This window comes from Oryzihumus leptocrescens (genome assembly GCF_006716205.1).
Lineage (GTDB): Bacteria > Actinomycetota > Actinomycetes > Actinomycetales > Dermatophilaceae > Oryzihumus > Oryzihumus leptocrescens.
The window spans coordinates 2,804,113-2,824,769 of record NZ_VFOQ01000001.1; the positions used below are offsets into that span (position 1 = coordinate 2,804,113).

The following is a 20,657-nucleotide window of genomic DNA, read 5'->3' on the forward strand; positions in this document are numbered from 1 at the left end:
TTCTCAGCCCCCGGATCTCTCGGTCAGCTCCTGCGCGATGTGCACGGTCGCCCGTTGAACGTCGCGGGCCCCCTGTGGTGTGAGCCCGGCCAGGCCGCAGGCTGGGGTGACGGTCACCTCGGCCAGGCCGGACAGCGGCAGCCCCACGCCCCGCCAGGCGGAGACGAGGCGACCGGCCAGCTCGGTGGCCCGCGGCTGCTCGTCGTCGGTGGGCACCAGCCCGGCCCACAGCCCGACGCCGTCCTCGACGGTCGCCGCGATCGACTCCCAGCCAGCGGAGCGCACCAGGGAGGTGTCCAGCGACACCGCGCGCGCCCCGGTGGAGCGCAGCAGCGGCAGCGGCACCGCCGGCGCGCAGCAGTGGACGACGGTGGGCCGCTCCCCCGCGGCCGCGAGGACGTCGCGCAGGCCGGCGGCGGCGACCTGCGGGTCGACCGCGCGGATCCGGCCGAAGCCCGACGTGGTCGGCAGCGACCCGGCCAGCACGGCCGGCAGGCCCGGCTCGTCGACCTGGACCACGAACGAGGCACCCGGCACCAGCCGCTCGAGCGTGACGAGGTGCTGGCGCAGCCCCTCGGCCAGCGAGGCGACCAGGTCGCGGCAGGCGCCCTCGTCGGCCACGGCCCGCTCGCCCCGCGTCAGCGCCACGGAGGAGGCCAGCGTCCACGGCCCGCAGACCTGGACCTTGAGCTCGCCGGTGTAGCCGTCGAAGGCCTCGGCCAGCTCGTCGAGGTCCTCGCGCAGGAGTGCGGAGGTGCGCGAGGCGTCGCGGCCGGGCCGGTCGACCAGGCGCCAGCCGGCGGGCTGGAGGTCGACGTGCAGGTCGACCAGCAGGCCCGCCGCGCGGCCGACCATGTCGGCGCCGGGGCCGCGTGCGGGCAGCTCGGGCAGGTAGGGCAGGTGGGCGTCGGCGAGCAGGTCGCGGACGACCGCCAGGGCCTCGCGGATGGAGGTGCCCGGCCAGGACCCGATGCCGCTTGCTCTGCTCACGCGGGGAGCCTAACCGGCACCGGGGACACCGCTGTCCACCCCGGCGCGCGCCGCGGTCGGGACGGCTGGATCCTGCTGCCCGATGGCCGGATCCGGGCGGTCACCCCAGCCAGGAACGGCCGGGAACGGCCGGGAACGGCCGGGAACCGCCGGAACCGCCGACAGGACCGGCGTCAGGACGAGCCGGCCGCCGTGGCGTGACGATCCAGGCTCGCCGCGCTGATGGTGGCGGACCCGACGACCCGCGTCCCGTCATACAGGACCACCGACTGGCCGGGGGCGACGCCGCGCAGGCGGCGCTCGAGCCGCACGTGCACCTGGTCGCCGTCGGCCCATGCGGTCGCGGGGACCTCCTCGCCGTGGGCGCGCACCTGCGCCCCCACGGACACGACACCGTCCGGGGCCGGCCCGCACCAGCGCGCGTGGTCACCCACGAGGGCGTCGACGCCCAGCAGGTCGGCGGTCCCGACGACGACGGTGTTGGTGTCCGGCTGCACCTGCACGACATAGCGCGGCTGCCCGTCGGCTGCCGGCCGGCCGAGCGCCAGGCCGCGACGCTGGCCGACGGTGTAGGCGTAGGCACCCTGGTGCTGCCCGACGACGGTGCCGTCGGTGTCGACGATGTCGCCGGGCTGCTCCCCCAGGCGCTGGGTCAGCCACTTCTTCGTGTCGCCGTCGGCGATGAAGCAGATGTCGTGGCTGTCGGGCTTCTTCGCGACGTAGAACCCGCGCTCGGCCGCCTCCTCGCGGATCTGCGGCTTGGTCGTGTCGCCGAGCGGGAAGAAGGAGCGGGCCAGCTGGTCCTCGGTCAGCACGCCGAGGACGTAGGACTGGTCCTTGGCCACGTCGACGGCGCGGTGCAGCTCGCGGGTGCCGTCCGGCCGCTCGACGACCTGGGCGTAGTGCCCGGTGGCGACGGCGTCGAAGCCCAGCGCGAGCGCCTTGTCGAGCAGCGCGGCGAACTTGATCTTCTCGTTGCAGCGCAGGCACGGGTTGGGGGTGCGCCCGGCGGAGTACTCCGCGACGAAGTCCTCGACCACATCGTCCTTGAACCGGGCGGCCATGTCCCAGACGTAGAAGGGGATGCCGAGCATGTCGGCGACCCGGCGGGCGTCGCCGGCGTCCTCGATGGTGCAGCAGCCGCGGGCGCTCTCGCGCAGGGTGGCGGCGCTCTGGGACAGCGCGAGGTGGACGCCGACCACGTCGTGGCCGGCGTCGAGCATGCGGGCGGCGGCGACCGCGGAGTCGACGCCCCCGCTCATCGCGGCGACGACCCGCATCAGGCCGGCCGCCTCGAGGAGGTCGCCGCCTGCGCCCGGCGGGCCCGCTCGACGGCTGCCGGGAGCGCGTCGAGGAAGGCCTGCACGTCGGCCCCGGTGGAGGTGTGGCCCAGGGTCAGCCGCAGCGCGCCGCGGGCGTCCTGCTCGGAGACACCCATGGCCAGCAGCACGTGGCTGGGCTGGGGGACGCCGGCCTGGCAGGCCGAGCCGGTGGAGCACTCCACCCCGGCCGCGTCGAGCAGGTAGAGCAGGGAGTCGCCGTCGCAGCCGGGCACGAGCAGGTGGGCGTTGCCGGGCAGGCGGCGCACGCCGTCGCCGGGCTCGAAGTCGCCGCTGACCGTGATCTCGAAGCCGGCGGCGAGGGCTCCGGCGACCAGCGCGTCACGCAGCGCCACCAGCCGGGGCGCCTCGGTGTCCAGCCGCGCCGTGGCGGCCTCGACGGCGACCGCGAACCCGCGGATCGCCGGCACGTCGAGGGTGCCGCTGCGCACCTGGCGCTCCTGCCCGCCGCCGTGGCTCAGCGGCATGAGCCTGGCGTCGCGGCGGGCGACCAGCGCACCGACGCCCAGGGGTCCGCCGACCTTGTGGCCGGTGACCGTCATCAGGTCGACGCCGCTGGCCGTGAAGTCCACCGGCACCTGCCCGAGGGCCTGGACCGCGTCGGTGTGGACCGGGATACCGAACTCGTGGGCGACCGCGGCGATCTCGGCCACGGGCTGGACGGTGCCGACCTCGTTGTTGGCCCACATGACGCTGACGAGCGCGACGGACTCGGGGTCGGCCTCGATCGCGGCGCGCACCGTCTCGGGGTGCACCCGGCCCAGCGCGTCGACCTCCAGCCAGGTGACCTTGGCGCCCTCGTGCGTGACGAGGTGGTCCACACAGTCCAGGACGGCGTGGTGCTCGACGGCGCTGACGAGCAGCCGCACGCGGCGGTGGTCGGCCTCGCGCCGGGCGAGGAACGTGCCCTTGACCGCGAGGTTGTCGGACTCGGTGCCGCCGGAGGTGAACAGCACCTCGGACGGGCGCGCACCCAGGGCCTGGGCGATGGCCTCGCGCGACTCCTCGACGACACGGCGGGCCTGGCGACCGGAGGTGTGCAGCGAGGAGGCGTTGCCGACGACGGCCATCTGCGCGCTCATCGCCGCGATGGCCTCGGGCAGCATCGGCGTCGTCGCCGCATGGTCGAGGTAGGCAAAGGAGTCGCGCACCCGCAAAGTCTACGGCGGGCCGGCGACCGCCCCGGTCCGCGACGAGGGCAGCGCCCCCCACACCAGCCCATGGGACCAGCCCGCCGCGACGACCACGTGGCCGAGCGCGATGCCCAGCGGACGGTGGCGGTAGGCCGCCCGCCAGGCGACGACCTGACCGAGGTAGCGCACGACCTGGGCGGACGGCGGCATGTGCTGCAGCACGTAGGCGCCGCGCCGGGTCCCCTCCAGCGTCGAGAGGTCGCGCCGCGTCACGCCGGCTGAGGCCACCGCGGCCGCGAGGTGGGCGACGAGCAGGGCGGTCCGCGGCCGACCCCGCCACATCAGCCAGGTCGACACGGCGTCGGCGGCACAGTCCGTGGCGAGCTTCGCCGGGTGGACCTGGTGGAGCAGGTAGGCCCGGCGATCCACCGTCCCGTCACCTCGCTCGGCTCCTGGCGGCCACCCTCCGGGCGCCCTGGCTCAAGTCTGGTGGCCATCACCCCCTCTGTCACTGTTCTCCCGTGAGCGTCGGTGCGAGTGGCGGCGCGCCCTGTCGATCGGAGGGAGCCCCTCCAGGCCGGTATGCCGCGCGTCCGGCTCCCCCTCCAGCCGTGCCAGCCATTCGTGCCCCGGGTGGGCCCACGCCAGCGCTTCCCCCAGCCAGGCCCGCTGGTCCTCACCGAGCAGCGGCAGGGCGGCCGCGAAGTCGGCACGGTCCTTGGCGCGCAGGTGCTTGGCCTTGAGCAGCAGCACGATCTCGGGGTTGAGCCAGCGCACCCCGTCGGTGTCAACCCACGCGGCGTCGTCCAGCGCCAGGGTCATCTGCGGCTCCCGGCGGTTGACCCACTCCCCCGCCGACCCGGGGTTGAGCAGGACGTCGAACTCCCACGGCGAGCCGGCGTCGGGCCGAAGCCACACCTGGCCGCAGCCGTCCGGCAGCTCGTCCGGGTCATCCGGCAGCACCGGCTTCAACGCCCCGGCGAACGCCGCCCAGACGTGGAACCGGCCGCGCACGTGGTCGCGAAAGGCCGGCAGGTCGGCCCTCAGGATGGCCACGTCCAGGTCATCATGCTCACGCTCGACCCCGGTGAACGCCTCCAGCGCCCGTCCACCGGCGACCCACCAGTCGCCGTCGAATCCGTCCATGAGCGCGGCCGCGTCGCGGGAGGTGCGCGGTGCCCACTCGCCATACAGGGCACGCATCTCGGCCCGGCCCATCTCCCCCATGCGGGCGAGGCTAACCGCCTCGGCGCACAGCACGGCGCCCGGCCCGCGAACGAGTCGCGGACCGGGCGCCGGTGACGCTGGGTGGCTCAGCCCTTGGCGGCCTTGACCGCCTCGGTCGCCTGCGGCAGCACGGTGAACAGGTCACCGACGACGCCGAAGTCGACGAGCTCGAAGATCGGCGCCTCCTCGTCCTTGTTGACCGCGACGATCGTCTTGGACGTCTGCATGCCGGCGCGGTGCTGGATGGCACCGGAGATGCCCGCCGCGACGTACAGCTGCGGGGAGACCTGCTTGCCGGTCTGGCCGACCTGGTTGGTGTGCGGGTACCAGCCGGCGTCGACCGCGGCGCGGGAGGCACCGACGGCGGCACCGAGGCTGTCGGCGAAGTCCTCCACCTTGGAGAAGTCGCCGCCGGTGCCGCGGCCACCGGAGACCACGATCGCGGCCTCGGTCAGCTCGGGGCGGCCGGTGGCGGCCTTGGGCTGGCGGTCGGTGATCTTGGCCGTCTTGGCGGCATCGGAGACGGTCACCTCGACGACCTCGTCGGCGGCCGCACCCTGGACCGCCTCGGGGGCGGCGGAGTTCGGCTTGACCGCGATGATCGGCGTGCCCTTGGTGACGGTCGCCTTGACCGTGTAGGAGCCCGCGAAGACCGACTGCGTCGTGGAGACGCCGCCGCCCTCACCGGCCTGCACGTCGACCGCGTCGGTGATGAGCCCGGACTCGGTCTTGATGGCCAGGCGCGCGGCGATCTCCTTGCCCTCGGCGTTGGAGGGGATGAGCACCGCGGCCGGGGAGGCGGAGGCGACAAGCTGGGCCAGCGCCTCGGCCTTGGGGGCCACGAGGTAGTCGGTGACGTCGGCGGACTCGATGCGGTAGACCTTCTCGGCGCCGTACTGGGCCAAAACGGAGGCAGCCGCAGAGTAGTTGTCGCCGGTGCCGATGAAGACGGCCGACGGCTCGCCGAGGCGGCGGGCGATGGTCAGCAGCTCGGAGGTCGTCTTGCGCACCTCGCCGTCGACGTGGTCGACCAGAACGAGAACTTCAGCCATGAGTAGTGGTTTCCCTTCTGAAGAAATGCCGGTCGGTCAGATGAACTTCTGCGCGGCCAGGAACTCGGCCAGCTTCGTGCCGCCGTCACCCTCGTCGGTGACGATCTGGCCCTGCTGGCGCGGCGGGCGCTGCTGGAAGGACTCGACCTTGGTCCAGGCGGCGTCGAGGCCGACCTGGGAGGCGTCGACGCCGAGGTCACCCAGCGACCACGTCTCGACCGGCTTCTTCTTGGCGGCCATGATCCCCTTGAACGAGGGGTAGCGCGGCTCGTTGATCTGGTCGGTCACCGACACCAGCGCGGGCAGCGTGCCCTCGATGGTCTCGGAGGCGGCGTCGCCGTCGCGGCGGATCTTGACCGCGGTGCCCTCGACGGTCAGCTCGGAGGCGAAGGTCACCTGCGGCAGGCCGAGGCGCTCGGCGAGCATCGCCGGGACGACGCTCATCGTGCCGTCGGTGGAGGCCATGCCCGTCAGCACGAGGTCGGGGGCGCCGATCTTCTTGATGGCCTCGGCGAGGACCAGGGAGGTGGCGACGGCGTCGGAGCCGTGGATCGCCTTGTCGTTGACGTGCACGCCCTTGTCGGCGCCCATCTGCAGGGCCTTCTTGACCGCGTCGGCGGCCTGGTCCGGACCGACGGTCAGCACCGTGACCTCGCCCTCGCCGGCCTCCGCCAGCTTGAGGGCCTCCTCGACGGCGTACTCGTCGAGCTCAGAGAGCAGGCCGTCGACACCCACCCGGTCCGTGGTGTTGTCGGACTCGTTGAACGTGCGGTCCGACTGTGCGTCGGGCACGTACTTGACGCAGACGACGATGTTCATGGTCGCAGGCCGTCCTCTTCCGTAGGTTCGTGTGGTTCTCTGCTCGGGTCATCCTGACAGTCAGCCCGGGCGGATTGAACGCCCCGGACCCGTGATGCCCGACACCACGATGTTACCCGCCGGTAGCATTCTGCCGACCACGATGGAGGTGACGGTGGGCACACCCGAACTGGGCATCACCGGCGAGCGCACGGTGCCCGGCATACCGGCGGAGAACTACTGGTTCCGGCGCCACGAGGCGGTTTATGCCGCCCTGCCGCACCACGTGCCGCGGCCCCCGCGGCAGGTGCTCGACGCCGGCTCCGGCGAGGGCTACGGCGTGGCCGCCATGGCCCGCCTGTGGGACGCGGCCGAGGTCGTCGGCGTGGACTACGACGCCGCGGCGGTCGAGCACGCGCGCGGCACCTACGGGTCGTCGCGTTGCTCCTTCGTGCGCGGACCACTCACCTCGATCCCGTTGCAGGACAACGGCTTTGACGTGCTCCTCTCACTCCAGGTGATCGAGCACATCTGGACTCCCCGCGAGCTGCTCGGTGAGCTGGCGCGGGTCGGGCGGCCGGGCGCAACCGTCGTCATCTCCACGCCGAACCGGCTCACCTTCTCCCCCGGGCTCGGCCGCCGCGAGCGGCCTGCGAACCTGTTCCACACGCGCGAGTACGACGCGATGGAGCTGGCCGGGCTGGTCGGCGAGACTCTGGAGGTGGACTCGGTGCTCGGCCTGCACCACGGCCCCCGCCTGACGGCGTGGGAGGCCGCGCACGGCAGCCTCCCGGCGGCCCAGCTCGCCGGTCCCCCGGAGGGCTGGGAGCCGGCCCTGGCCGACCTCGTCGCGGGGGTCGACGTGGCCGACTTCACCCTCTCCGGCGAAGCCCTCGACGCCAGCCTCGACCTCGTCGTGGTGGGCCACGTCCGATGACCGACGCCGTCCCCGGCTCCTTCGCCCTCGTCCTGCACTCGCACCTGCCGTGGCTGCGCCACCACGGTGTCTGGCCGCTGGGCGAGGAATGGCTGCACCAGGCGTGGGTGGAGAGCTACGTGCCGCTCGTGGCGGAGCTCGACGCCCTCGCCGCCGAGGGGCACCGTGACGTGCTCACCTTGGGGGTGACCCCTGTGCTGGCCGCCCAGCTGGACGACCCGGCCGCCGTGGTCGACGCCCGCACCTGGGCCGGGCTGTGGGAGATGCGCTGCCGTGAGCTGGGCTTCGGCCAGGAGGGGCACCGCGGCGACATCGCGCGATACGAGTTCGCGGAGGCCCGACGTGCCTCCGAACAGCTCGAGACCCGCTGGCGGCACGGCGGCTCGCCGGTGCTCCGGTCGCTGCGGGACGCCGGGGTGGTCGAGCTGCTCGGCGGCCCGGCGACCCACCCGTTCCTGCCGCTGCTGCTGCCGGAGGTGGCCGATCTCGCCCTGCGGGTCGGCCTGGCCGACTCGCGGTGGCGGCTGGGCGCGCCCGGGCGCGGGATCTGGAGCCCGGAGTGCGGCTGGACCCCTGCGCTGGCGCCGACCTTCGCTGCGGCCGGGGTGGGGCACTTCCTCGTCGACGAGCAGACCGTGCGCGACAGCGGCGGGCACCCGCACGCCGGCTGGCGCGTGGGCGGCACCGACGTGGTGGCGGTCGCCCGGGACCTGCCGGCGACGAACCTCATCTGGTCCTCCCGCGACGGCTACCCGGCGGGCGCGGCCTACCGCGACTTCCACGCACGCGAGCGGTTCACCGGGGCCCGGTTGTGGGCCGTCACCGGCGCGGACGTGCCGCCGGCGGGCAAGGCGCCCTACGACCCGGCCACCGCCGCGGCGCAGGTGCGGGCGGACGTGGCCCACTTCGTCGACGCCGTGGTCGCCCGGCTGCGGGCGGTGCACGCCGAGCAGGGCTCCCCCGGCCTGGTCGTGGCGGCCTACGACACCGAGCTGTTCGGGCACTGGTGGCACGAGGGGCCGGCGTTCCTGGGGCAGGCGGTCCGGGCGCTGCGCGCCGCCGGGGTGACCGTCACGACGGTGGAGAAGGCCCTGGCCGCCGGGCACGTCGCCGGCGACCTGGACCTCGGACCCGGGTCGTGGGGCTCGGGCAAGGACTTCTCGGTCTGGGACGGCCCGGCGGTCGCCCCGATCGCGCACGAGAACCACTGGGTCCAGCGCCGCTGGCTCGACCTCATGGCGCGTGAGACCCCCGAGCGGCTGCGGCTGCGCCGGCCCGAGCTCGACCAGCTGCTGCGCACGATGCTCAACGCGCTCAGCAGCGACTGGGCGTTCATGGTGACCCGCGAGCAGGCGGTCGACTACGCCTGGCGGCGTGCCGAGGAGCACCGCGTGGCGTTCCACCGCCTGGCCCAGCTGATCGACGACGGCGACACCGAGGGTGCCCTCGCCGAGGCAGCCCGGCAGGCCGCGACGGACGACACCTTCCCGTGGCTGGACGCCCGCACGGCCGGCCTCCCGGTCGTCCCCCGCTGACCCGCCCGGGGGTCAGCGGGTCTTGAGGACCTTGCCGGGCACGCCGCCGATGACCGAGCGCGGCGGGTAGAGCCCGCGGGCGACCGCGTTGGCGGCAACCACCGACCCCGGCCCGATGTCCGCGCCGCGGAGCACGGTGACCTTGGTGCCGATCCACACGTCGTCACCGATCCGCACCGGGCTCTTGACGATGCCCTGGTCCTTGATCGGGACAGTGAGGTCCTCGGTGCGGTGGTCGAAGTCGCAGACGTAGACGTCGTCACCGAACAGGCACGCCTGGCCGATGCTGATGTCCAGGTAGGTGTTGATCGTGTTGCGGATGCCGATCACCGACTTGGCGCCGATGCGCAGCGTGCCCTCGTGCGCCCGGATCCGGGCGCCCTCACCGAAGTGCACGTAGGGCCCGATGACCATGCGGCCGTAGCCGGTGCGCACCTCGAAGCGCACGTTGCGGGAGATGAACACCGGCCCCTCGAAGCGCAGGCCCGGGTTCGCCAGGCGAGCCCGGGCCATGCGCAGGTAGCCCAGCAGGTTGTGCCGGCCCCAGGCCCGGTGGGCGACCACCCACCGCACCGAGCGCAGGAAGCGACCCACCTCAGCCGGGCTTCACGCCGGTGATGCCGACGTTGTAGAACAGCCGCTCCGGCAGGACCCGGGAGAGCACCCGGTCGACGGCGGAGAGCCGCTTCCACGAGCCGTAGGCGAACATCGCCCAGCCCCAGCCCAGCGCGCCCGGCTTGACCGCGGCCTCGAAGGTGCGCACCGGCCAGCCCAGCAGGGCGGCGGTCAGCTCCTCGGTCGTGGTGGACACGTCCACGGCACCGGCCCGCAGCGCCATCCGCGCCAGCTGGTCGGGGTCGAAGGTGTGCAGGTCGACCACGGCCTCCAGGGCGGCCGCGCGGGAGGACTCGTCCAGCGCCTCCCGGTCCTTGGCCCACTTGGCGCGCAGCGGCGGCAGCTGGGTCAGCGTGGTCGTGGCCTTCCAGGTGACCCGCCCCAGCTGGCGGGCGTACCAGTCGCCGATGCGGGTCGGCTCGCCGGCGATGACGAAGCGGCCGCCCGGCTTGAGCACGCGCAGCATCTCCCGGAACGCCTGCTCGACGTCGGGGATGTGGTGGATGACGGCGTGACCCACCACGACGTCGAACGTGTCGTCGTCGTAGGGGATGCCCTCGGCGTCGGCCACCCGGCCCTCGACGGTGAAACCGAGCTGGGCGGCGTTGCCCCTGGCGGCCTCGACCATGCCCGGGGACAGGTCGGTCACGTGGACCTCGTCGAGGACGCCGGCCTGCTTGAGGTTGAGGGAGAAGAAGCCGGTGCCGGCGCCGAGCTCCAGGGCCCGCCCGTAGGGCCAGCCCTGGTCGCCGGCGATCGCGACGAACCGGTCACGGGCGTAGGCGATGCAGCGCTCGTCGAAGGAGATCGACCACTTGTCGTCGTAGGTCTGCGCCTCCCAGTCGTGGTAGAGCACCTGGGCCAGCTTGTTGTCCTCGTAGGCGCGGGCCACCTCCTCGGCGGAGGCGGCGGTCTGCACCAGGGAACCGTTGTCGCTCAACGCCTACCGACCTTCGAACTTCGCCTTGCCCGGACCCTGCTCGACGAACGAGGTCATGCCGATCTCACGGTCCTTCGTGGCGAACAGCCCGGCGAACTGCATCCGCTCGATCTCCAGGCCGGTCTCGAGGTCGACCTCGAGGCCACGGTCGACGGCCTCCTTGGCCGCGCGGATCGCGTAGGCGGGGCCACCGACGTAGGGCTCCACCCGGCGGCGCGCCGCGGCGTAGACCTCGGCGGCGTCGACGACCTCGTCGACCAGGCCGATCCGCAGCGCCTCGTCCGCCGGCACGAACCGGCCGGAGAAGATGATCTCCTTGGCGCGGGCGGGGCCGACCAGGCGCGCCAGGCGCTGGGTGCCGCCGGCGCCGGGGATCACGCCCAGCAGCACCTCGGGCTGGCCGAGCTTGGCGTTCTCACCCGCGACGCGGAAGTCGCAGGCCAGGGCCAGCTCGCAGCCGCCGCCGAGCGCGTAGCCGGTGATCGCGGCGACGGTCGGCTTGGGGATGCGCGCGATCGCGGTGAACGCCGACTGCAGCGCAGCGGAGCGGTCGACCATGTCGGTGTAGGACATGGTCTGCATCTCCTTGATGTCGGCGCCGGCGGCGAAGACCTTCTCGCCGCCGTAGACGACCACCGCGGAGACGTCGCGACGCGAGCCCGCCTCGGCGGCCAGCTCGCGCAGCTCCTCCTGCACCTGCACGTTCAGCGCGTTCATCGGCGGGCGGTCCAGGCGGATCGTGCCGATCCCGGCCTCGACCTCGAGACGGACGAGCTCGGTCACGCCTCTCCCCCCGGCTCGCCGCCGCCGGTCAGGGACTCGTGCCACATCTGCACCGCGGAGAGGACCAGCTGGATGGTCACCTGGAGCAGCACGCTGATGTCGCTGCCGGGGCCGACCACGTGCTCGCCGGTGACGACGAGGGTGCCGTTGGCCAGGCCGGCCTTGACCACGTTGAGGCGCAGGGTCAGGTCGTTGCAGGCGCGCAGCTGGGCCAGCTCGTCCTGCGGGATGTCCTCGCCGATCTGCCACTGCCCGAACACCCGCATGATGGTGAAGTCACCCTCCATGCAGCGCACGAACATGGTCTGGCCGTTGACCTTGAACGCGACGTCGCCGTCGTCGTCGATGTCGGGCTCCAGCCCGGCGTCGAGCAGCACGTCCAGGACCCGGCCGCGCAGCGGGTGCTCGTCCGGCGGAGGGGCAAAGTTCGGCAACGACGTGGGATCAGTCATGTGTCCCACCGTAGTCAGTGCCTACGCTGATCTCCATGTGCCCCACACCACGCCGTTCCGTGGAGCTGCCCCCGCCGCTCGGGGCCACGGTGCGCCCCGACGGGGTGGAGTTCAGCGTCTACGCCGGGCACGCCGACGGCCTCGAGATCTGCCTGTTCGACCCCGACGACAGCACCGGTGAGAGCGAGCGCCGGGTCCGGCTGACCGACCGCGTCCACGGCACCTGGTTCGGCTTCGTGCCGGGCATCGGGCCGGGCCAGCGGTATGCCGTGCGCGCGCACGGCCCGTGGCGCCCCGCCGAGGGCCTGCGCCACAACCCCGACAAGCTGCTGGTCGACCCCTACGCCCGGGCCCTGGACGGGCAGGTCACGTGGCGCCCGGAGGTCTTCGGCCACGTCGTCGACGAGCACCTGCACGGCGAGCCGGACGTGCGCGACACCCGTGACAGCGCGGCATACGTGCCCAAGGGGGTCGTCGTGGACGACACCTTCGACTGGGGCGACGACGCGCCCCCGCTGGTGCCGTGGAGCCGGACCGTGCTCTACGAGACCCACGTGCGCAACCTGACCCGGCGCCACCCGGGCGTGCCCGAGCACCTGCGCGGCACCTACGCCGGCATGGCCCACCCGGCCACGATCGAGCACCTGACCGACCTCGGGGTGACCAGCGTCGAGCTGCTGCCGGTGCACGCGTTCACCAGCGAGCCGGCCCTGGTGCAGCGCGGCCTGGTCAACCACTGGGGCTACAACACGCTCGGCTTCTTTGCCCCGCACGCCGCCTACGCCGCCGCCGGCGACCCGCAGGGCGTGCTCGACGAGTTCAAGGGCATGGTCAAGCTGCTGCACGCCGCGGGGCTCGAGGTGATCCTCGACGTGGTCTACAACCACACCTGCGAGCAGGGCCGCGACGGCGCCACGCTCTCGCTGCGCGGGCTGGACAACCGGGCCTACTACCGCCTGGACGAGCGCGGGCGCGACATCGACGTCACCGGCTGCGGCAACACCGTCGACCTGCGCCACCCGATGGCGGTGCGGCTGGTGCTGGACTCCCTGCGCTACTGGGTGCAGGAGTGCCACGTCGACGGCTTCCGCTTCGACCTCGCGGTGGCGCTGGGCCGCGGGCGCGACGACGCCTACGACCCCGACCACCCCTTCCTCGTGACGCTGCGCGCCGACCCGGTCCTGTCCCGGGTCAAGCTGGTCGCCGAGCCGTGGGACGTCGGTATCCACGGGTGGCGCACCGGGCAGTTCCCCCCGCCGTTCGTGGAGTGGAACGACCGGTTCCGCGACACCGTGCGCACCTTCTGGCTGCCGGACACCGCCCGCTCCGAGCACGGCCAGCCGGGCCACGGGGTGCGCGAGCTGGCCACCCGCCTGGCCGGCTCGCAGGACCTGTTCGGGGCCCGCGACCGCGGGCCCGTCGCGTCGGTGAACTTCGTCGCCGCGCACGACGGCTTCACGCTGGCCGACACCACGGCATACGCGCACAAGCACAACGGGGCCAACGGCGAGGACAACCGCGACGGCCACGACGACAACCGCTCGTGGAACCACGGCGCGGAGGGCCCGACCGCCGACCCGGGCATCCTCGCCGCGCGGCAGCGGTCGGTGCGGAACATGCTCGCCACCACGCTGCTGGCCACCGGGGTGCCGATGCTCAACGCCGGCGACGAGATCGGCCGCACGCAGCGGGGCAACAACAACGCCTACTGCCAGGACAACGACCTGAGCTGGTTCGACTGGGACCTGCAGCCGTGGCAGCGGGACCTGCTGGAGACCACGCAGTTCCTCGTGCACCTGCGGGCCTCGCAGCCGGTGCTGCGGCAGCGCTCGTTCTTCACCGGGCGGCCCGCGCACGCCGACGGGACCGCCGACCTGGAGTGGTACTCCGCGGACGGCCTGCGCATGCACCACGCCGTGTGGGAGGACCCGCACGTGCGCACCCTGACGATGTTCCTCGACGGGTCCGAGCTGGAGTCGGACTCCTTCCTCGTCGTCCTCCACGGCGACGTGGCGCCTGCGGAGGTGGTGCTGCCCGGGCACGCCGGCGTCGCGGCGTACGAGCTGCTCTGGGACAGCTCGTGGGAGACGCCGTACCCCGGCAGCAAGGTGGAGCCCGGCCCGGTCGAGGTGGCCTCCTCCAGCGTGCAGATCTACGCCGTCCGCGCCTGAGCCGGGTCGCCGCCGGCCGGCCAGCCGCCGATTGATACGCCGAGAGGGACGTTTCTCGGGGTTGAGGCGTGCTCAAACCCCGAGAAACGTCCCTCTCGGCGGGATGTCGGCAGGGATGAACCCCGGGGCCTCTGGAGGCCCCGGGGTTCAGTCCGCGGGTCAGGCGTTGGCGACCAGGCCGAGCTCGGTCGGGGACGCCATGTGCGGGTGCTTGGGCAGCACGCGCACGGTGTAGCCGAACGCGCCGGTGCGGCTCAGCACCAGGTCGCCCTCGAACCGGTGCCGGCCGGCCTCGTAGGACTCCGCGTAGGCCAGCGGCGCGGTCTCGATGTCACGCAGCTCGTCGGACTCGGACGTGCGGCCGTGCACGACCTGCACCTCGACCTCGGAGGGGTCGAGCCCGTCGAGGCTGACGAACGCGCGCACGTGCAGCTTGTCGCCGACCTGCGGGGAGTCCGAGACGCCGGAGGACTCGACGTGGTCGACGCGCACGCCGCCCCAGGAGGAGCGCACGCGGGCCTTGTACGCCGACAGGTCGCGGGCACCGTCGAAGGCCGGGCCGTTGAGCGCCCAGCCGGCCCGGGCCGCGGGGCCGTAGAGCTTCTCGGTGTAGTCGCGCACCATGCGGCTGGCGAGCACCTTGGGGCCCAGCGTCGAGAGCGTGTGCTTCATCATCGACAGCCAGCGCTGCGGCACGCCGTCGGCGTCGCGGTCGTAGAACCGCGGCGCGACCGAGCCCTCGATGAGGTCGTAGAGCGCGGCGGCCTCGAGGTCGTCACGACGCTCCGGGTCCTCCACGCCGTCGGCGGTCGGGATCGCCCAGCCGTTCTCGCCGTCGTACCACTCGTCCCACCAGCCGTCGAGGATCGACAGGTTGAGGCCGCCGTTGAGCGCGGCCTTCATGCCCGACGTGCCGCAGGCCTCGAATGGGCGCAGCGGGTTGTTCAGCCAGACGTCGCAGCCCGGGTAGAGGTACTGCGCCATGGCGATGTCGTAGTTGGGCAGGAAGACGATGCGGTGCCGGACCTCGTGGTCGTCGGCGAAGCGCACCATCTGCTGGATGAGCTTCTTGCCGGTCTCGTCGGCCGGGTGGCTCTTGCCGGCGATGACGAGCTGGATCGGGCGCTCGGGGTCCAGCAGCAGCTTCTTCAGGCGCGCGGGGTCGCGCAGCATGAGGGTGAGCCGCTTGTAGGTCGGCACCCGGCGGGCGAAGCCGATGGTCAGCACGTCGGGGTCGAGGACGTCCTCGACCCAGCCGAGCTCGGCCGGGCTGGCGCCGCGCTTGAGCCAGGAGGAGCGGGTGCGGCGGCGGGCCTCGACGACCAGCTGCTCGCGCATCTCGCGCTTGGTGGCCCAGACGTCGTCGCCGGGCACGTGCGCGATCCCGTCCCAGGCGTTGTCCCGGGAGACCTCGGTGGTCCCCAGGTGCCGGGCGGCCAGGTCGTAGACCCGACGGTCCACCCAGGTCGGGGCGTGCACGCCGTTGGTGATGCTGGTGATCGGCACCTCGGTGTCGTCGAAGCCCGGCCACAGGCCGTCGAACATGTGGCGGCTCACGACGCCGTGCAGCTGGGAGACGCCGTTGGCGCGCTGGGCCAGGCGCAGGCCCATGACCGCCATGTTGAAGATGCCCGCCTGGCCGCCCGGGTAGTCCTCGGCGCCGAGCGAGAGGAGCCGCTCCACCGGGACGCCGTCGAAGGCGTTGTCCCCGCCGAAGTACAGCTCGATCTGGTCGGCACCGAAGCGGTCGATGCCGGCCGGGACCGGGGTGTGGGTGGTGAACACCGTGGAGGCGCGGACCGCCTCGAGCGCGGCGTCGAAGTCCATGCCCTGGTCCGCGGCGAGCTCGCGGATGCGCTCCACCCCGAGGAAGCCGGCGTGGCCCTCGTTGGTGTGGTAGACGTCCGGCGCGGGCGCCCCGGTCAGGCGCGACCACAGGCGCAGGGCCCGCACGCCGCCGATCCCGAGCAGCATCTCCTGCTGGAGTCGCTGCTCGCCGCCACCGCCGTAGAGGCGGTCGGTGATGCCGCGGGCGGCGTCGTCGTTGTCCTGCACGTCGGAGTCGAGCAGCAGCAGCGGCACCCGGCCGACCTGCGCCTTCCAGACGTGGGCGGCCAGCGTCCGGCCACCGGGCAGGTCGATGGTGATGACGCACGGGGTGCCGTCGGCCTCGCGCAGCAGTGACAGCGGCAGGCCGTCGGGGTCGAGGACGGGGTAGGTCTCCTGCTGCCAGCCGTCGAGGTTGAGCGACTGCTTGAAGTAGCCGGTCTTGTAGAACAGGCCGACGCCGACGATCGGGACGCCGAGGTCGGAGGCGGACTTGAGGTGGTCACCGGCGAGGATGCCGAGGCCGCCGGAGTACTGCGGCAGCACCTCGGTGATGCCGAACTCCGGGCTGAAGTAGGCGATGGCGCGGGGGGCGCCGCCCTCGACGGAGGCGGCCCAGTCCTGGTACCAGCGCGGCTCGGTGACGTAGCGGCCCAGGTCCGCGGCGGCGGCGTCGACCTTGGCGACGAAGGCCGCGTCGGCGGCGAGCGCCTCGAGCTCGTCGGCCGACAGGGCCGACAGGAGTCGCACCGGGTCCTTGCGGACCTTGGCCCAGCGGGCCGGGTCGATCTCGGAGAAGAGGTCCCGTGTGGTCGGGTGCCAGGACCAGCGCAGGTTGCTGGCCAGGTCACCGAGGGCGGCAATGCGCTCGGGGAGGACGGTGCGGACACTGAAGCGACGGATGGCCTTCACGGTCGGCAAGGGTAAGCGCAGGTCTGCCGGTTTGTCAGTTTCTTGCAACGCTTGCACATTTCTTGCAACATGCCCCGCCCCTGCGGCCATCGGTGACGACCGCCGGAGCCGACCGTGCACCCCCATCCACCGTCCGGGCAACGGATGCGCGCCGCGGTGAAACGAGTAGCGTCGTGCCCGTGACAGCGAGCCCCTTGCCCACTGCCCAGCGCCCGGTCGGGCGCATCCCTGTCCTCGAGGTCGCTCCCGCGGTCGACTGCGGGGCCAGACCCGCGAAGTCCGTCGTGGGTGAGGAGTTCGAGGTCACCGCGACCGTGTTCCGCGAGGGTCACGACGCGGTCAACGCCACGTGCGTGCTGACTGCGCCCGACGGCACCGAGCAGCTGCTGCCGATGCGGCTCGTCTCGGCCGGGCTCGACCACTGGGCCGTGACCGTCAAGGCGGACACCCCGGGAAGCTGGACCTACCGGGTCGAGGGCTGGTCCGACCCCTACCGCACCTGGGAGCACGACGCCTCGATCAAGGTGGCCGCCGACGTCGACACCGAGCTGATGCTCGAGGAGGGCGCCAGGGTCCTCGAGCGCTCCCTGGCCGAGGTCAAGCGCGACAAGGCCCACGCCAAGATCCTCAAGGACGCCGTCAAGGCGCTGCGCGACAGCAGCCGCCCGCCGGCCGCCCGGATCGCCGCCGGGACCTCCCCCGAGGTCGAGCGTGAGATGGCGGCCCGCCCGCTGCGCGACTACGTCAGCCCCAGCGCCGAGCACCCGTGGCTCGTCGAGCGCGAGCGCGCGCTGTACGGCGCGTGGTACGAGATCTTCCCCCGCTCCGAGGGTGCCACCCGCGACGAGAAGACCGGGCTGTGGACCTCCGGCACGTTCCGCACCGCGGAGAGGCGGCTGCCGGCGATCGCCGACATGGGCTTCGACGTGGTCTACCTGACCCCCGTGCACCCGATCGGCGCGGTCAACCGCAAGGGGCCCAACAACACGCTGGGCGCCGGCCCGCACGACCCCGGCTCCCCCTACGCCATCGGCTCGGTCGAGGGCGGCCACGACGCCATCCACCCCGACCTGGGCGACTTCGACGACTTCGACCACTTCGTCGCCGCGGCCGAGCGCCTCGGCCTGGAGGTCGCCCTCGACATCGCCCTGCAGTGCGCCCCCGACCACCCCTGGGTGGACAAGCACCCCGAGTGGTTCACCACCCGCGCCGACGGCACGATCGCCCACGCCGAGAACCCGCCGAAGAAGTACCAGGACATCTACCCGCTGAACTTCGACAACGACCCGGCCGGCATCTACGCCGAGGTCCGGCGCGTGATCCAGGTGTGGATCGACCACGGCGTGAAGATCTTCCGCGTCGACAACCCGCACACCAAGCCGGTGGAGTTCTGGGAGTGGATCATCGCTGATGTGGCCACGGACCACCCCGAGGTGATCTGGCTGGCCGAGGCGTTCACCAAGCCGGCCATGATGCACACGCTGGCCAAGGTCGGCTTCCAGCAGTCGTACACCTACTACGCGTGGCGCAACACCAAGTGGGAGCTCGAGGAGTACTGCACCGAGCTCGCCGGACCGGCCGCGGCATACATGCGTCCCTCGTTCTGGCCCACGACCCACGACATCCTCACGCCGTTCATGCAGTACGGCGGCCCGACCGCGTGGAAGCTGCGCGCCGCCCTGGCCGCGATGCTCGTGCCGACCTACGGCATCTACGCCGGCTACGAGCTGGTCGAGCACGTCGCGCGCCCCGGCGTCGAGGAGCAGATCGACAACGAGAAGTACGAGTTCAAGGACCGCCGCTGGGCCGACTACGAGGAGGGCGGCCCCAAGGAGGGCCTGTCGCTGGCGCCCTACCTCAAGCGGCTCAACGAGATCCGCCACGCGCACCCCTCGCTGCGCTGGCTGCGCAACCTGCGCTTCCACCACGTCGACGACGCCAACGTGATGTGCTTCTCCAAGCGCCGCACCGTCGACGGCCGTGACGACGTCGTCATCGTGGTGGCCAACCTCGACCCGCACGCGACCAGGGAGACGTGGGTGCACCTGAACATGCCCGAGCTCGGCATGAGCTGGACGGAGTCCTTCGTGGCCCACGACCTCATCACCGGCAACAGCTGGCACTGGGGCGAGCACAACTACGTCAGGCTCGGGCCCGACTCCGAACCGGTGCACGTGATCCACGTGAGGAGGTTCTGATGCAGGGGCTGAACCTGTCCCAGCCGGGCCTCAAGCACGACCCGCAGTGGTTCCGCAAGGCAGTGTTCTACGAGGTGCTCGTGCGCGCCTTCGCCGACTCCAAGGGCTCCGGCGCCGGTGACTTCACCGGCCTGATCCAGCGCCTGGACTACCTGCAGTGGCTCGGCGTCGACTGCCTGTGGCTGCCGCCGTTCTACGCCTCGCCGCTGCGCGACGGTGGCTACGACATCTCCGACTACACCGCGGTGCTGCCCGAGTTCGGCACGCTGCCGGAGTTCACCGAGCTGGTCTCCCAGGCGCACGCCCGTGGCATCCGGATCGTCACCGACCTGGTCATGAACCACACCAGCGACCAGCACCCGTGGTTCCAGGCCTCACGCTCGGACCCCAAGGGCCCCTACGGCGACTTCTACGTGTGGTCCGACACCGACGACCGGTACGCCGACGCGCGGATCATCTTCGTCGACACCGAGGTCTCGAACTGGACCTTCGACCCGATCCGCCGGCAGTTCTTCTGGCACCGGTTCTTCTCCCACCAGCCGGACCTCAACTTCGAGAACCCGGCCGTGCAGGAGGCGATGTTCGACGTTGTGCGCTTCTGGATGGACCTGGGCATCGACGGCTTCCGCCTCGATGCCGTGCCCTACCTCTTCGAGGAGGAGGGCACGAACTGCGAGAACCTGCCCAGGACGCACGAGTTCCTCGCCCGGCTGCGCAAGATGGTCGACGAGGAGTACCCCGGCCGGGTCCTGCTCGCCGAGGCCAACCAGATGCCGGCCGAGGTCGTGGACTACTTCGGCACCCCGGAGGAGCCGGAGTGCCAGATGTGCTTCCACTTCCCGGTGATGCCGCGGCTGTACTACGCGCTGCGCGAGGAGAAGGCCGCTCCGATCATCGACGTCCTGGCCGACACCCCGCCGATCCCGCCGGGCACCCAGTGGGGCACCTTCCTGCGCAACCACGACGAGCTGACGCTCGAGATGGTCTCGCCGGAGGAGCGCGCGGCGATGTACGGCTGGTACGCCCCCGACCCGCGCATGCGCGCCAACGTCGGGATCCGGCGCCGGCTCGCCCCGCTGCTCGACAACTCCAGAGCCGAGATCGAGCTCATCCACGCCCTCGTGCTGTCCCTGCCGGGGTCGCCGTGCCTCTACTACGGCGACGAGATCGGCATGGGCGACAACATCTGGCTCACCGACCGGGACGCCGTGCGCACGCCGATGCAGTGGACGCCGGACCGCAACGCCGGCTTCTCCAGCGTCGACCCCGGCAAGCTCTACCTGCCGGTCATCTCCAGCCTCGTCTACCACTACAACAACGTCAACGTCGAAGCCCAGATGGCGCACAGCTCCTCGCTGCTGCACTGGGTACGGGCCATGCTGCAGATCCGCTCGCGCCACCCCGTCTTCGGCCTGGGCACCTTCGAGGTCTGCCCGGCCAGCAACGACGGCGTGCTGGCCTACCTGCGCTCGGTGGAGGCCGACCCCGCCGAGGGCATCGAGGCCGACACCGTGCTGTGCCTGAACAACCTCACCAGCCGCCCGCAGGCCTCGACCATCCGGCTGCCGGAGCGGCTCAAGGGCGGCCAGCTGGTCGACCTGTTCGGGGGCAGCGGCTTCCCGCAGGTCTCCGACGAGGGCACGGTCAACATCACCATGGGCTCACGCGACTTCTTCTGGCTGCGCGTGCGACCCGCCACCGGAGGGACCGCGCATGACTGAGACAGGGACCGCGCATGACTGAGAGC

At 72.4% G+C, this 20,657-nt stretch carries 17 protein-coding genes; 5 read left to right on the forward strand and 12 right to left on the reverse strand.

Annotated elements, in window-relative coordinates:
- Positions 1–3: 3 nt before the first annotated feature.
- From FB474_RS13155 to FB474_RS13185, 7 genes are all read right to left on the reverse strand, one after another.
- Entirely contained in the window at positions 4–990 is a 987-nt protein-coding gene (locus tag FB474_RS13155) for a uroporphyrinogen decarboxylase/cobalamine-independent methonine synthase family protein (RefSeq protein WP_141789064.1), read from the reverse strand.
- A 173-nt stretch (positions 991–1,163) separates the two neighbouring features.
- On the reverse strand, positions 1,164–2,270 hold the full coding sequence (gene mnmA / locus FB474_RS13160; RefSeq protein ID WP_141789065.1) for a tRNA 2-thiouridine(34) synthase MnmA: 1,107 nt from the start codon (positions 2,268–2,270) through the stop codon (positions 1,164–1,166).
- A complete protein-coding gene (locus tag FB474_RS13165; protein WP_281286334.1) occupies positions 2,270–3,481 on the reverse strand; it encodes a cysteine desulfurase family protein in 1,212 nt (403 codons plus the stop codon). The genes mnmA and FB474_RS13165 overlap by 1 nt, the downstream gene beginning before the upstream one ends.
- Before the next feature lie 9 nt (positions 3,482–3,490).
- Complete coding sequence (locus FB474_RS13170; protein WP_141789066.1) at positions 3,491–3,892, reverse strand: hypothetical protein; 402 nt, start codon at positions 3,890–3,892, stop codon at positions 3,491–3,493.
- Between the two features lie 51 nt (positions 3,893–3,943).
- Positions 3,944–4,690, reverse strand: a complete 747-nt coding sequence (locus FB474_RS13175; protein ID WP_185746159.1) for a hypothetical protein — start codon at positions 4,688–4,690, stop codon at positions 3,944–3,946.
- Between the two features lie 86 nt (positions 4,691–4,776).
- Positions 4,777–5,742, reverse strand: coding sequence for an electron transfer flavoprotein subunit alpha/FixB family protein (locus FB474_RS13180; protein ID WP_141789067.1), 966 nt, complete (start codon positions 5,740–5,742; stop codon positions 4,777–4,779).
- Positions 5,743–5,778: 36 nt separating this feature from the next.
- The gene (locus tag FB474_RS13185) at positions 5,779–6,561 is read right to left on the reverse strand and encodes an electron transfer flavoprotein subunit beta/FixA family protein (protein ID WP_141789068.1); all 783 of its coding nucleotides are present in this window, start codon (positions 6,559–6,561) and stop codon (positions 5,779–5,781) included.
- 154 nt (positions 6,562–6,715) lie between these two features.
- Between FB474_RS13185 and FB474_RS13190 the strand changes: the two genes are divergently transcribed.
- Together FB474_RS13190 and FB474_RS13195 are read left to right on the forward strand one after the other, a co-directional pair.
- A complete protein-coding gene (locus FB474_RS13190) occupies positions 6,716–7,477 on the forward strand; it encodes a class I SAM-dependent methyltransferase (RefSeq protein WP_221632529.1) in 762 nt (253 codons plus the stop codon).
- Positions 7,474–9,012 (forward strand): 1,4-alpha-glucan branching protein domain-containing protein, encoded by a 1,539-nt coding sequence (locus FB474_RS13195; protein ID WP_141789069.1) that lies wholly within the window; start codon positions 7,474–7,476, stop codon positions 9,010–9,012. Before FB474_RS13190 ends, FB474_RS13195 begins: the two co-directional genes overlap by 4 nt.
- Before the next feature lie 12 nt (positions 9,013–9,024).
- Here FB474_RS13195 and FB474_RS13200 read toward each other — a convergent pair whose 3' ends face one another.
- From FB474_RS13200 to FB474_RS13215, 4 genes are read right to left on the reverse strand one after another with little or no spacing between them, the layout of a single operon-like run.
- Positions 9,025–9,606, reverse strand: coding sequence for an acyltransferase (locus tag FB474_RS13200; RefSeq protein WP_246092173.1), 582 nt, complete (start codon positions 9,604–9,606; stop codon positions 9,025–9,027).
- A gap of 1 nt (position 9,607) precedes the next feature.
- The gene (locus FB474_RS13205; RefSeq protein ID WP_141789070.1) at positions 9,608–10,567 is read right to left on the reverse strand and encodes a class I SAM-dependent methyltransferase; all 960 of its coding nucleotides are present in this window, start codon (positions 10,565–10,567) and stop codon (positions 9,608–9,610) included.
- Positions 10,568–10,570: 3 nt separating this feature from the next.
- Positions 10,571–11,350, reverse strand: a complete 780-nt coding sequence (locus FB474_RS13210) for an enoyl-CoA hydratase/isomerase family protein (RefSeq protein WP_141789071.1) — start codon at positions 11,348–11,350, stop codon at positions 10,571–10,573.
- Complete coding sequence (locus FB474_RS13215) at positions 11,347–11,802, reverse strand: T3SS (YopN, CesT) and YbjN peptide-binding chaperone 1 (RefSeq protein WP_141789072.1); 456 nt, start codon at positions 11,800–11,802, stop codon at positions 11,347–11,349. The genes FB474_RS13210 and FB474_RS13215 overlap by 4 nt, the downstream gene beginning before the upstream one ends.
- Positions 11,803–11,837: 35 nt before the next feature.
- Here FB474_RS13215 and glgX point away from each other — a divergent pair, with 35 nt between their 5' ends.
- Positions 11,838–13,973 (forward strand): glycogen debranching protein GlgX, encoded by a 2,136-nt coding sequence (glgX, locus tag FB474_RS13220; protein WP_141789073.1) that lies wholly within the window; start codon positions 11,838–11,840, stop codon positions 13,971–13,973.
- 159 nt (positions 13,974–14,132) lie between these two features.
- On the opposite strand, the gene glgP is transcribed toward glgX, so the two are convergent.
- The gene (gene glgP, locus FB474_RS13225) at positions 14,133–16,712 is read right to left on the reverse strand and encodes an alpha-glucan family phosphorylase (protein WP_141789074.1); all 2,580 of its coding nucleotides are present in this window, start codon (positions 16,710–16,712) and stop codon (positions 14,133–14,135) included.
- Positions 16,713–16,891: 179 nt separating this feature from the next.
- Here glgP and FB474_RS13230 point away from each other — a divergent pair, with 179 nt between their 5' ends.
- Both FB474_RS13230 and treS read left to right on the forward strand, forming a co-directional pair.
- Positions 16,892–18,910, forward strand: a complete 2,019-nt coding sequence (locus FB474_RS13230) for an alpha-1,4-glucan--maltose-1-phosphate maltosyltransferase (protein ID WP_141789075.1) — start codon at positions 16,892–16,894, stop codon at positions 18,908–18,910.
- A complete protein-coding gene (gene treS / locus FB474_RS13235) occupies positions 18,910–20,631 on the forward strand; it encodes a maltose alpha-D-glucosyltransferase (protein ID WP_141789076.1) in 1,722 nt (573 codons plus the stop codon). Before FB474_RS13230 ends, treS begins: the two co-directional genes overlap by 1 nt.
- The last annotated feature ends 26 nt before the right edge of the window (positions 20,632–20,657 follow it).

What these genes read in the sequence shown, in the direction of transcription:
- FB474_RS13215 (WP_141789072.1), bottom strand. Translation starts at nt 11,802, where the DNA reads ATGACTGATCCCACGTCGTTGCCGAACTTTGCCCCTCCGCCGGACGAG.
- glgX (WP_141789073.1), top strand. Translation starts at nt 11,838, where the DNA reads ATGTGCCCCACACCACGCCGTTCCGTGGAGCTGCCCCCGCCGCTCGGG.
- mnmA (WP_141789065.1), bottom strand. Translation starts at nt 2,270, where the DNA reads ATGCGGGTCGTCGCCGCGATGAGCGGGGGCGTCGACTCCGCGGTCGCC.
- FB474_RS13175 (WP_185746159.1), bottom strand. Translation starts at nt 4,690, where the DNA reads ATGGGGGAGATGGGCCGGGCCGAGATGCGTGCCCTGTATGGCGAGTGG.
- FB474_RS13195 (WP_141789069.1), top strand. Translation starts at nt 7,474, where the DNA reads ATGACCGACGCCGTCCCCGGCTCCTTCGCCCTCGTCCTGCACTCGCAC.
- FB474_RS13185 (WP_141789068.1), bottom strand. Translation starts at nt 6,561, where the DNA reads ATGAACATCGTCGTCTGCGTCAAGTACGTGCCCGACGCACAGTCGGAC.
- treS (WP_141789076.1), top strand. Translation starts at nt 18,910, where the DNA reads ATGCAGGGGCTGAACCTGTCCCAGCCGGGCCTCAAGCACGACCCGCAG.
- FB474_RS13180 (WP_141789067.1), bottom strand. Translation starts at nt 5,742, where the DNA reads ATGGCTGAAGTTCTCGTTCTGGTCGACCACGTCGACGGCGAGGTGCGC.